The organism is Actinomadura logoneensis, assembly GCF_003428695.1.
Classification (GTDB): domain Bacteria; phylum Actinomycetota; class Actinomycetes; order Streptosporangiales; family Streptosporangiaceae; genus Spirillospora; species Spirillospora logoneensis.
The window spans coordinates 1-11,804 of record NZ_QURH01001002.1; the positions used below are offsets into that span (position 1 = coordinate 1).

At 70.9% G+C, this 11,804-nt stretch carries 12 protein-coding genes; 8 read left to right on the forward strand and 4 right to left on the reverse strand.

Going from position 1 to position 11,804, the window contains the following annotated elements; genetic code table 11:
* The coding region (locus DZF91_RS34350; RefSeq protein WP_117361209.1) for a Crp/Fnr family transcriptional regulator at positions 1-974 on the reverse strand (974 nt) is incomplete at its 3' end.
* Between the two features lie 127 nt (positions 975-1,101).
* On the opposite strand from DZF91_RS34350, the gene DZF91_RS34355 reads away from it, so the two are divergent.
* The 6 genes from DZF91_RS34355 to DZF91_RS34380 all read left to right on the forward strand — a co-directional run bounded on the left by DZF91_RS34355 (position 1,102) and on the right by DZF91_RS34380 (position 7,177).
* Complete coding sequence (locus DZF91_RS34355; RefSeq protein ID WP_117361210.1) at positions 1,102-1,755, forward strand: MBL fold metallo-hydrolase; 654 nt, start codon at positions 1,102-1,104, stop codon at positions 1,753-1,755.
* A gap of 307 nt (positions 1,756-2,062) precedes the next feature.
* On the forward strand, positions 2,063-3,931 hold the full coding sequence (locus DZF91_RS34360) for an ATP-dependent nuclease (RefSeq protein WP_158588107.1): 1,869 nt from the start codon (positions 2,063-2,065) through the stop codon (positions 3,929-3,931).
* A 434-nt stretch (positions 3,932-4,365) separates the two neighbouring features.
* Positions 4,366-4,809, forward strand: coding sequence for a hypothetical protein (locus tag DZF91_RS34365; RefSeq protein WP_158588108.1), 444 nt, complete (start codon positions 4,366-4,368; stop codon positions 4,807-4,809).
* Positions 4,810-4,858: 49 nt separating this feature from the next.
* Positions 4,859-5,374 carry a hypothetical protein gene (locus tag DZF91_RS34370; RefSeq protein ID WP_235834769.1) on the forward strand — a complete coding sequence of 172 codons (516 nt, stop codon included), beginning with the start codon at positions 4,859-4,861 and terminating at the stop codon, positions 5,372-5,374.
* 133 nt (positions 5,375-5,507) lie between these two features.
* Positions 5,508-6,266 carry a DsbA family protein gene (locus DZF91_RS34375; protein WP_235834770.1) on the forward strand — a complete coding sequence of 253 codons (759 nt, stop codon included), beginning with the start codon at positions 5,508-5,510 and terminating at the stop codon, positions 6,264-6,266.
* A complete protein-coding gene (locus DZF91_RS34380) occupies positions 6,263-7,177 on the forward strand; it encodes a cytochrome c biogenesis CcdA family protein (protein ID WP_117361214.1) in 915 nt (304 codons plus the stop codon). Before DZF91_RS34375 ends, DZF91_RS34380 begins: the two co-directional genes overlap by 4 nt.
* A gap of 72 nt (positions 7,178-7,249) precedes the next feature.
* On the opposite strand, the gene DZF91_RS34385 is transcribed toward DZF91_RS34380, so the two are convergent.
* The 3 genes from DZF91_RS34385 to tsaA all read right to left on the reverse strand — a co-directional run bounded on the left by DZF91_RS34385 (position 7,250) and on the right by tsaA (position 9,385).
* Positions 7,250-7,708, reverse strand: coding sequence for a PaaI family thioesterase (locus DZF91_RS34385; RefSeq protein ID WP_117361215.1), 459 nt, complete (start codon positions 7,706-7,708; stop codon positions 7,250-7,252).
* A gap of 95 nt (positions 7,709-7,803) precedes the next feature.
* Positions 7,804-8,844: a dipeptidase gene (locus tag DZF91_RS34390; protein ID WP_117361216.1), complete on the reverse strand. Its 1,041-nt coding sequence runs from the start codon at positions 8,842-8,844 to the stop codon at positions 7,804-7,806.
* Between the two features lie 136 nt (positions 8,845-8,980).
* Positions 8,981-9,385, reverse strand: coding sequence for a tRNA (N6-threonylcarbamoyladenosine(37)-N6)-methyltransferase TrmO (tsaA, locus tag DZF91_RS34395; RefSeq protein WP_235834771.1), 405 nt, complete (start codon positions 9,383-9,385; stop codon positions 8,981-8,983).
* 263 nt (positions 9,386-9,648) lie between these two features.
* Between tsaA and DZF91_RS34400 the strand changes: the two genes are divergently transcribed.
* On the forward strand, positions 9,649-11,175 hold the full coding sequence (locus DZF91_RS34400) for a hypothetical protein (protein WP_117361218.1): 1,527 nt from the start codon (positions 9,649-9,651) through the stop codon (positions 11,173-11,175).
* A gap of 16 nt (positions 11,176-11,191) precedes the next feature.
* A complete protein-coding gene (locus tag DZF91_RS34405) occupies positions 11,192-11,632 on the forward strand; it encodes a hypothetical protein (protein ID WP_117361219.1) in 441 nt (146 codons plus the stop codon).
* The last annotated feature ends 172 nt before the right edge of the window (positions 11,633-11,804 follow it).

Genomic DNA, 11,804 nt, shown 5'->3' on the forward strand with positions numbered 1-11,804 from the left:
CGGGCCAGCCCGGCGGGCCGCCCGGGGTCCGGCTCCGGCTCGGGGCCGTCCTCGCGGGCCGGGACGGCGGGCCACTCGTCCCCCCAGGGAGCCGCCTCCCGGCGCAGCGCCTCCGGGTCCAGCAGGGTCAGCGGGCGCGGCAGCAGGATGCCCTTCGACCGCCACCGGCGGTACCAGCGGACGAGCGTCTCGCGGGAGACGCCCGCCCAGTTCGCCAGGTCCGCCTGGCTCAGCCGCGACGGCACCGCGATCGCGATGCCCGGCGGCGCCGTCCCGTTCCCGTGGGAGCCCCGCGCCGCCTGCCCGTCGCGGCCGTACGGCGCGGCGGCGTCCGGGCCGTGCTGCGCGGAAGCGCCCGACGAATGCTGCGCGGCGTCCGGTGAAGGCTGCGCGGAAGCGCTCAGCAGGTGCGGCGCGAGGGCGGCGAGCGGGTGGGGGACGGGGTCGCCGAAGCGGTGCGCCAGTTCCAGCAGGTGGTGCGCGAGCCGCTGCGGATGGTCGGCGACGTGCACCGCGTGCCGCCGCCCGCTGTAGGTGTCCCGCTGCGCGAACGCGTCCATGGCGGCGGCGGCGACCTGCGGGTTGGCCGCGAGCAGGCCGCCGAACTGGCGGCGGTCCACGCGCAGCGCCGCCACGTGGTCGAGCGCCGCGACCGTCGCGCGCTGCGGACGCCCCCACGGCGCGAGCCCGGCGACCAGGTCCCCCGCGCCGAACAGCTCGATGACCGACTCGTCGCCCTCGCCGTTGGCGACGAACTCCTTCGCCAGGATCCGCCCGGTCGTGCGGGTCGGGGCCGGGAACAGCACGATCACCGCGGGCGAGGCGACCCCCTGGTGGCAGAGCATGCCGCCGGGCGGCACCTCGACCCGCCGCCCCATCGCCCACAGCGCCTGCTGGTCGGACCGGCCGAGCCGGCTCCAGAACGCGCCGGGACGTCCCTCGATCGCGCCCAACGCCACCTCCCGGGTCCCCATCGTGCGTCCCTCCGTGAGGCCATTCCGCCGCAAACAGCACGATCGCGGTGCGTCCTGGGACTCATTCCACTCGTGCGGACGCGATGAGGGAAGATGCGTACCGGAGGAACCACGGATCGGAGGAGCCATGGCCTACACCGGCGACGTCGAGGTCGGCGGACCACCGGACACCCGCGACCTGCCCGGCCTGACCGTCACGAAGGTCGCCGTGGGTCCCTACGACAACAACGCCTACATCCTGCGCTGCACGGCGACCGGCGACCAGCTGCTCATCGACGCGGCCAACGAGCCGTCCCGGCTGCTGCGGCTGCTCGGCGACGGGCCGCTGAGCCGCGTCGTCACCACCCACCGCCACCAGGACCACTGGGAGGGCCTGGCGGACGTCGTGCGGGCCACCGGCGCCCCGGTCTCCGCGCACCCCTTCGACGCGTCCCCGCTGCCGGTCCCCGTGTCCGACCCCGTCCAGGGGGGCGACACCGTCCGCGTCGGAGAGAGCACGTTGGAAGTGATCCACCTGCGCGGCCACACGCCGGGGTCGATCGCCCTGCTGTACACCGCCCCCGACCGTCCCCACCTGTTCACCGGCGACAGCCTGTTCCCCGGCGGCGTCGGCAACACGTGGGGCGACCCGGCCCGCTTCAAGCAGCTGATGACCGACGTCACCGAGCGGGTCTTCGACCGGCTCCCGGACGAGACCTGGATCTACCCCGGCCACGGCAAGGACACCACCCTCGGCCGCGAACGCCCCAGCATCCCCACCTGGTGGGAACGCGGCTGGTAGGGCCACGGTCCAGTCACCCGAAACCGCACGAGCCTCCGGCTCAGGAGACCACCAGCGTCTGAGGCGACGCGTTCAGCCCAATGCCGCCTCCCTCGCCTGGCGATTACACCCGGGCCCGCCTCCTTGCCGAGGGCACCAACGCCGTCCGGCGGCCGCTGTCATCGCGAGGGTTCGATAGATGGAGTCGCACAGCGGAGCGTGCCCCTAGACGGCACTCGGGCTCATTGTCCCGTCCGCAGCGAGTGGACTGATTTCGGTTGCGCGTCGATCGCGATACTGGTGAGCTGTAAAGGTGCGTATGCGACGGGTGAGAGTCCAGAACTATCGGTGCCTGGACGATGTAGAGATCGACTTCACCGACATCACCACCTTCATCGGCTCGAACGGCGTCGGCAAGTCCGCCGTCCTGAGGGCGCTGGATTGGTTCTTCAATGGAACCGCCCAGTCGCTCTCCGAAGACGATGTCCGAGTCGGTGCGGAGCCACGACAGATCAGCGTCGAAGTCGAATTCGAGCAGCTCAACGAGCTGGATCGAATGGCGCTGGGCAAGTACGCGGCAGACGGAGCCGAGACCGTCCGGCTATGGCGGCGATGGGAAGGCGGTGTTGCGAAGCTGTCGGGACGCGCTATGACCTACCCGCCGTTCGAACGCGTCCGCAGCGCGGAAGGGGCTCGCGAACGCATCACCCGTTATCGGACCCTGCGCACCGAGCAGCCGCAGCTGAACCTGCCGACAGCTACAAGCGCATCAGCGGTTGAAGAGGCGCTGAACGCATGGGAATCCTCACACCGCGACGCACTGACCCCCACCGAGTTGGCTACGGACGGGCACTTCTTCGGCTTCGCCGGCCAGGCAAAGATGACAGGCCTATTTGACTACGTTTTCGTCAGCGCCGATCTTCGCGCCGCCGAAGAAGGAAAGGACACTAGAGGTTCCATCGTCGGCCGCATCCTTGATCAGGCAGTAGACCGAAGTCAGGCAGAGGAAGAACTCCAGGCTTTGCACGCCGTATTCGATAACGACCGCAGCAAGATTCATGCGGAACATTTCGAAGCCCAGCTCGACGAGCTTTCTGCCGAGCTAACGAAAGAGGTCGGACAGCTGACCACTGGACGAAGGCTTCGCGTTAGCTCACATGTTCCGGAGTTGCGTATTCCCCAGACTGTCTTTCAAGTCTCGGTCGAGGACGGCGCAGCCAAGACCCGGATCGACCAGCAGGGCCATGGATTCCAACGCGCTCTGCTTATCACTGCCCTGCGGGTCCTCGCCGAGCGTCAGGCTGTGGAGGCCAACCGCACCGTATTTCTGGCAATCGAAGAGCCGGAGCTCTTTCAGCACCCCCTCCAGGCCAGAACCTTCGCGTCAGTTCTGCGCCAACTCGCCGTTGAGTCTGTGCGCGGTATGCAAATCGCGTATGCAACACACAGCCCATACTTCCTGGAAGCTGACCAGTTCCACGAAGTTCGGCGGATGACCCGCGTCCTAGACACAGAGGGGCGGCCAGCGGTCGAGGTCAGGTCTGCGACCAAGGAAACGGTCCAGGCGAAGCTACAAAAGCAATACTCGGAAGTGCAACTCCGGGATCAGTTCGCGCGCATCTATCGCACGACCATCCCCGAAGCGATGTTCGCCCGTGCGGTGATCTTGGTAGAAGGACCGACCGACAAGGGCGTCCTGGAAGGCTGCGCCATGAGAGACGATCCCCTGAACAGGGACGGGATAATGGTTGCCGCCGTGAACGGCAAGCAGAATATGCACCTGCCATTCGCGATCCTGACGTCCTTGGGAGTTCCGTGTTTCGCTGTCTTCGACGGCGACGCTGACTGCACGACGCGCAAGGCAGGCGAAAGCGACCAGGAGCTCACCAACAGAATCGATCAAACAGCGAGAGGAAATCGACATCTCCTCGCTGCACTAGGCGAGCACCCGACCAACTTCCCGCAGACGACCGTCGGCGAACATCACGCCGTTTTCCACGAGAACCTAGAAAAATTCCTCAGCGACAGCTGGCAGGATTGGGTCAACGCCAAAAAAGAGATCGTGGACGCCAAAACCGGCGCAGACAAGAAAAGCGAGCACACCTATCGCCAAGCAGCAAAGCGTGCGACCTCACTCCCGCCCATGCCCCTTATGGAAATAATCGCACGCGCCCGCCAAATGGCCAGAGAGAACTAGCTATAGTCCTTTCTCGGCAACCGTCAACACCGGTGCACATGTGCTCCATTTTGGATCAAGAAAGGCCGAAGGACGTTCACTTCAGATCAAGCCCCCTTAGCGACCCAGGCAAATATCACTGCGTTTTTTCAAAAACTCATCTATCTTCGAATAATTAGACTCATGCGTCAGCGTCGAGAGCGTAGACAGTACCCTTACTTTCGCCACTCACCCATTGAAAGCCGGACACGGTAATCCATTCACGGAATTGTCGCCACCTCGAAAGCAAGGCCTCTTCGCGATGGGGCCTGGCGCTTTATCGACGCGCCATGCGGAGTTCCGCGTGACCGACCGTTTCAGCAGTGCAGTGATTCGCTGCGGTGGTCTCCCGGCCTATAGTGACTCCGGTACGGGCGCGGCGAGGAAGGGGGCGCAGGGACATGTTGAGACCTGCCTTGTCCTTGCTGCGCCTCGTCCTGGTCACGCTGGTCTCGGTGCTGGCCGTGGGATGCCTGACGCAGGCGGGCAAGAGCGTGACCGCCGTCGGCAGCGCGTCCGCCTCATCTGTCTCTTCTGCCTCGCCTGGTTCGTTCTCGTCCGGGGCGTCGGCGCGGGTGTGTCGGGCCGGGGCCGTGCGGCAGGACGACGGGGGCCGCGACTCGTCGGTGCGGGCGGACGGCTCGTCGGTGCGGGCGGACGGCGCGGCTCCGCAGGGGCAGTGCGGCAAGCGCGCGGTGGCCGAGACCTCCGCCATCGCGCCCGCCGCCGCGAGCACGCAGGTCGCACCCGCCCTGTACGCGGCCGACGCCACGGGTTCGAGCCCGCCCGCCCTCGGCCCCGGCCGCTGCGCCCCCGCCGCTCCACCCGATGTGGGGCATCTCTGCGTTCTGCGGATCTAGGAGACCGTCAGCGACGGTCCATCGATCCGACAGAACGGAGTCCTTTCCGATGAGTTTCTCGCGCCCGGTCACCCGGGCGTTCTCCGCCGCGTCCGCCATGACGGGGCAGGCGGGCCGGGCGCTCGCCCTATGGTCCGCCCGCCGGTGGGCGGTGGCGCTGGCCGCGGCCGGCGCGTCCGCGCTGGCGGTGGGCGTGCCGACCGACGTCGTCCCCAACCCGCTGTTCGGACGCTCGGTGCCGGTGCAGTGGTGGAACTATCCGATCCTGGCGCTCACCGCCGTCCTCGGCGGGCTGGTCATCGCCAGTTACGCCGGACGCCGCCGGAGCCCGCAGGGCGGCGACGCGGCTCGGCGGCTCGGACCGCTGGGCCTGATGTCCCTGCTCGCGGTCGGCTGCCCGACCTGCAACAAGCTGGTGCTCGTCCTCGTCGGCTCCTCGGGGGCACTGACGGTGTGGGCGCCGCTCCAGCCCTGGCTGGGGGCGCTGTCGGTCGTGCTGCTGGCCGTCGCGACGGTGCGGCGGCTCTCCGGTGAAGTCGTCTGCCCCGCGCCGTCCGGCGTCTGAGTTCCCGGGCGGCCCGGTACCTCGTCCTGTCGCGCGGTGATGGATGCGCTCACCGCGTGCGGGACATGGTCCACCCCGGGGTCGCCGAAGCCCGTCTCACCCTCTGCTTCCTCCGTCGAGAGGTGTTCACGAAGTGTCTTCCACCCGTAAGGCAACATCTTCCGCGCGTAAGGCGGCGCCCGGCCGCCTTGTCGTCGCGGGCGCGGCGCTGCTGGTCGCGGCCCTGGTCGTCGCCGTGCTGGCCGTCGTCCGGAGCGGCGGCGACGGCCAGCGCAAGGCCGCCGCTCCGTCGGGCGGGCCGACGGCGTCCGCCAGCGCACCGGTGGCGCCGCCCGCGTCCGGTGAGCCCGGTCAGCCGCACCGGAAGGCGGGCGACCCCTACGCCCTCGGACGGGCCGACGCGCCGGTGGTCATGATCGAGTACTCGGACTTCCAGTGCCCGTTCTGCGGACGGTTCGCCCGCGAGACCAAGCCGAGGCTGATCCGCGACTACGTCGACACGGGCGTCCTGCGGATCGAATGGCGCAACTTCCCCATCTTCGGCCCCGAGTCCCGCGCCGCCGCCCGCGCGGGGTACGCGGCGGCGCTGCAGGGACGGTTCTGGCAGTTCCACGACCTCCTGTACGCCAAGCCGCACCGCCGCAACGCGGGCGACTTCGCCACCGGAAAGCTCGTGGCGTGGGCGCGCGAGGCGGGCGTCCCCGACCTGGAGCGGTTCCGCCGGGACATGAGCAGCGAGGACACCAGGGACGCCGTCCAGAACGACTGGGACGAGGGCTACCAGGTCGGCGCGATGAGCACGCCGACCTTCCTCATCAACGGCAAGCCGCTGCTCGGCGCCCAGCCGTACGAGGAGTTCGTCCAGGTCATCGCGAAGGCGAGGGGGCGGTGAGCGGGGTCGGGTACGCGGCGGCGTTCCTCGGCGGGGTGCTCACGCTGCTCAGCCCCTGCAGCGCGCTGCTGCTCCCGGCGTTCTTCGCCTACTCCTTCACCGACCGCGCCCGGCTCGTCGGGCGCACCGCCGTCTTCTACCTCGGGCTCTGCCTGACCCTGGTGCCGCTCGGCGCGGCGGGCGCCGCCGCCGGACGCCTGCTCTACGGCCACCGGGACCTGCTGGTCGGGATCGGCGGCTGGACGGTCATCGCCCTCGGCGCCGCCCAGATCCTCGGGCTCGGTTTCGGGTTCACGCGGCTCGGAGGCGTCGCCGGGCGGGGCGGCGACGCCGGGTCCGTGCTGTCGGTGGGGCTGCTCGGCACCGTCTACGGGCTCTCGGGGTTCTGCACCGGTCCGCTGCTCGGCGGGATCCTGACCATCTCGGCGGTGGGCGGCGCGCCGGTGCGCGGTGCGACGCTGCTGGCGGTGTACGCGCTCGGGATGGCGGCCCCGCTGTTCGTCCTGGCGCTGTTCTGGGACCGCTTCGACCTGGGGCACCGGCGGTGGCTGCGCGGCCGGCCGCTGACGCTCGGGCCGCTGCGGACGCATTCGACCTCGCTGGTCGGCGGCCTCCTGTTCATCGCGATCGGCGCGGCGTTCCTGTACTACGACGGGGGCGTGGTCCTCCCCGCTCTGCTCGGGCCGGAGGCGGAGTTCGCGGTCGAGGAGTGGGCGCTGCGCGTGGGCGACGCGCTGCCGGACGCCTGGATCCTCGGGGCGCTGGCGGCCGTCCTCGCGGTGGTCGCGGTGGCCCTGCTGTGGAGGGGCGTGCGGGCCGCGCGCCAGGCGGAGGGCGAGGCGGGGCCGTCCGCAGCGGCGGCGAACGACCCCGGACACGACGGGAGCCGAGTCGAGCACGAAGGGACGTGAGCCGAGCGCGCCGGGACGTGAGCCGAGCGCGCCGGGACGTGAGCCGGGTTCGCCGGCCCGGGGCGGCGCCTCTTACCGGTCGGGGCGTTTCGGCAGGCAGATGAGCGTCTGCTGGCCGGTGGCCACGAGCTTGCGCTCACCGTCCCGGACGCCGAACACCTCCAGGTTGCACACCGTGAGCGTCCGTCCGGGCTTGAGGACCGTCCCGACCGCCTCGATGTGGTCGCCCTCGGCGGGCGCCAGAAGGTTGATCTTGTATTCGACGGTGAGCACCGAGGTGTCGTCGGGGAACAGGGTGTACGCGGCGTACCCGCCCGCCGTGTCGGCGATGGCGCTGGTGGCGCCGGCGTGGACGTAGCCGTTCTGCTGGGTCACCTCGGGCCGGGCGGGCAGGACGATGTGCACGCGGCCGGGCTCGATCCGCGACAGGCGCGCGCCGAGGTGGGCCATCAGCCCCTGCCGGTCGAAGCTGTCCTGGATGCGTCCGCGGATCTCGGGGGTGACCTGGTCCGCCGCTCGCAGGTCCGTCAAGGGGCTCTCCTCCGCAAGATCATCTGGCTGCCGGGCGGCGAGTCTAGCGAGCCCGCCGCCCGGCCCGTCCACCGTCCGTCCATCCGTCCGCCCGCTCAGGCCGGGCGGCCCAGCTCCTTCTGGAAGAGGCGGTGCACGTTGCCGCCGAGGATCTTGAGGATGTCGGCCTCGGCGTGGCCGCGGCGGACCAGCGCCTCGGTGACCAGGGGCAGGCCGCGCGGGCCGTCCAGGCCGGGGACGACGGCGTTGACGTCGAACCCGGCGAGCGTGCTCAGGTCCTCGCAGCACGGCGGGGTGAGCTCGAGGTTGACCTCGCGGATGAAGTCGGGGCCGAGGCCGACGTGGTCGATGCCCGCGACGGACGCCACGTGCTCGATGTGGTCGACGAGGCGGTCCACGGTGTACTCGGCGGGGTCGTCGCTGAGGAAGCCCGCGAGGAAGTTGACGCACACCACCCCGCCGGTGGCGGCGATGCCGCGGAGCTGGTCGTCGGTGAGGTTGCGGTGGTGGTCGCGCAGCGCCCGGGCCGAGGAGTGGGTGGCCATGACCGGGCGGGTGGCGAGCTCCAGGACGTGCCCGACCCCGGACGCCCCCAGGTGGGAGACGTCGAAGATGACGCCGAGCCGCTCCAGCTCGGCCACGGCCTCGACCCCGGCGGCGGTCAGGCGGCTGCCGGTGGCGTCCTCGCCGCTGCCGTCGGCGAGCGGGGTGCGGCTCCAGTGCGCGATCGAGGCCACACGCAGCCCGAGCCGGTGCAGCGTGGAGAACAGCTCCACGTTCGCGTCCACGCCGGGGGCGCTCTCCAGGGCCAGGACCAGGGCCACCTTGCCGTCCGCCAGCGCCCGGTCGATGTCCTCGCCGTCCAGGCAGAGGCTCACCTCGTCGGCGTTGCCCTCGGCGACCACGTGGGCGGCCTCGATCATCCGGAGGGTCTCGCGCAGCGCCCCCTCGGGACGGAACTGGTCGTCGATGAAGACCGGGAGGACCTGGAGGTCCACGCCCCCGTCGCGCAGCTGCGGCAGCCAGCGCTCCCGGAAGAACCCGGCCCACAGCGGGCGCGGCCGGGCGACCACGGCCATCAGCAGATCGTTGTGGGTGTCGGCGACGACGGCGCGGCGGTGGAGATCAGCGGACATCTCGGTTCCCTTCTGTCCCGGTAGGCGCAGCTTAGAGCGTTCCGGAAGGTCGGGATGATCATCGCCGGGACGCCTCGGCGGCAGGGCGGCACGGGCGTCCCGGCGGCGCGGGCGTCCCGGCGACAGGGGCCGGGGGTCAGCGGTCCGGGGTGAGGAGGGGCTTGATGTCCAGGACCGGGGTGCCGTCCAGCGCCTCGAGGTTGCGGACGTGGACGCGCGGACCGTCCACCGCCAGGATGTGCACCTCGTGCAGGCCGATCGGGTTGGGCCGGTCGGGGCTGCGGGTGGCGAAGACGCCGGTGACCGGGCGGGTGGCGTCGCCGCGCGGGTGGACGGCGAGCGTGTCGCGGTCGGCGCGGTCGAGCCAGGTGAGCAGCAGGACGTCGGTGCCCGCGGTGAGGTCCGCGAGCGCGGGCGCGTAGCGCTCGTCGAAGACGAGCCAGGCGTCGGGGGCGCCCTCGTCGGGCTGCCGGGGCGCGTCCGCCCGGTCCGCCAGGGACGACTCGACGCGGCCGATGAGGCGCAGGGTGTTCTCGTGCAAGGACTTTGCTCCGTTCCCGAACAGGCGGCCGGTCCGCTCCGTCGAACATGACGGACGGAGGATGGCGCGGGGCGTCATCGAGTTGTTCTTCCCGGGGCGGTCGGGATGGACGGTAACGCAGGCGTCCGGCCGGGCGACACCGGTTCGCCGGGTCCGGCGGAACCCGGTTCGCCCCGCTTCGCTCAGGTTCTGCCGTATCGCCTTGGGTTCTGCTAAAAATGTCTGATCATTTTCAGGGTGCCGGATCTTCGGGGGATCACCAGGTGTCGAGCACGCATGCCCGTGGCGATCTGACGCCGCAACTGATCGGGACGCCGGTCTGGTACGACCAGGCGCTGGCGGCGGCGGGCATCCCGGTCTACGACACCCCGCTGGTGTCGGTGGGCGGGGGCCTGGCGTCGTTCATCCTCGCCGACGTGCTGCGCATCCAGGGCGCGCCCGCGTCGGCGATCCGGGTGGTGTCCACGAGCGAGACGCCGTGGCAGAGCTGGGAGTACCTGACCCGCGTGTCGCAGCTCCCCGCGCACGAGCGGATCCGCTCGGACGCCGGCGCCCGTCCGGACAACATCTGGGGCTTCCCCTCCTACGCGCTGCACGAGGCGTGGCAGGACAAGTCGCTCGCGCTGGTGTGGCAGGTGCTGGTGGAGCCGCTGCTCAGCGACTTCTTCAGCCCGCGCGCGGGGACGGTGTTCGCGACGGTGCGCCGGGAGGCCGACCGGATCGCCTACTGGAGCATGCTGGCGCAGGGCCAGGTGCGGATGGTGCGCCGCCGCGCGGGCGGCGGCTACTTCACGGTCGTCACCCCGCCCCCGGGCACGACGCCGACCAAGCGGATCGCCATCCGGTCGCGGTACGTGCACCTGGCGGTCGGCTACCCCGGCCTGAAGTACCTCCCGGACCTGCAGGAGTTCCGCGAGACGCACAACGACTACCATCGCGTCGTCAACGCCTACGAGCCGCACGAGCACGTGTACGAGTTCCTGAAGACGCGGCCGGGCGTGGTCGTCGTGCGCGGCGCGGGGATCGTCGCCTCGCGCGTCCTGCAGCGGCTCATCGACGACCGGGAGCGGCTCGGGCTGCAGACGCAGATCGTCCAGGTGTTCCGCACCTACGTCGCCGGGCCGCACGGCCCCGGCGTCTTCATGCGGCGCAAGGGCGGCGACGGCTGGGCGTACCAGGCGTTCACCTTCCCCAAGTCGGCGTTCGGCGGCCAGCTCAAGGCGCAGTACCGGAAGGCGTCGGCGGAGCGGCGCGGGCAGCTTTCCAAGGCCGTCGGCGGCACGACCACGCCCCGCCTGCGGCGCTGGCAGGGCCAGTTGCGGCGGGGCAGGCAGGGCGGCTGGTACCACCCGATGCAGGCGGTGGTGGAGAAGGTCGAGCCGACCAGGGACGGACGGCTGCTGAGCCACACCCGCGGCGACGACGGCGCCTACAACCGGATCGTCTCGGACTTCATCATCGACTGCACCGGGCTGGAGGCCGACATGGCCGAGCACCGCGTGCTGGACGACCTGCTGCGCAACGGCGGCGCGCGGCGCAACAAGGCCGGACGGCTCGCCGTGGGGCCGAACTTCGAGGTGCTCGGCGCCGCGAGCGGCGACGGCGTGCTGTACGCGTCGGGCGCCGCGACCGGCGGCAACCACTTCCTCGCCGTGGACAGCTTCATGGGCATGCAGACCGCCGCCCTGGACATCGCCGCCGACCTGGCCGCGCGCGGGTTCGTCCGGCGGCTCGGCCCGGTCCGGTCCACCGGGCAGTGGCTGAAGTGGGCCCTGGGCCGATCGATCTAGAGGGAGTTGTGCGAAGGTGACCCCCACTCTCGCCGGCCGGATCCAGACCCGGCTGTTCATGCTCGGCACCGTGGGCGTGGTGCTGACCGCGCTGATCGTCCCGGTGCTGCCCGGCACGTCGGGCGGGCTCGCCGCGACCTACGGGACCGCGTACGCCATCCTGCTCGCGGTCGCGGTCGTCGGTGTCGGCTGGGAACTGCTGTACCACCTGCTGATGCAGTTCCGCTGGGACAAGGACTGGCCGACGCTGTTCGGGCTGGTCACGATCGTGCCGGAGGGCGCGGTGATGTTCGCGCTGCTGCGGGCCGGTGTCGTCCCCGGCGTCGGCGGCAAGGTCGCCGTGTCCACGTTCGTGACGATGTTCGTGTTCGTGTGGATCGGCGTCTGGCTGGTCTCCAACGGGCCCATGCGCGTGCCGTTCGTGCAGTGGAGGCTCCGGGGCGGACGGCTGCTGTGACCGCGCCCCCACGGGACGCCGCGCACGGGCCGACCCGGGACGGTGCGCCTGGGCCGCGGGGAGACGGCGGGGTGTCCGCGTCGGTCGTCCGTCCGCTGCCCGGGGACGGCCTGGTCGCGCGCGAGGGCGGGCTGTCGCTGGTCTGCGCGCCGCCCGGCGCGGCGCGGGCGGA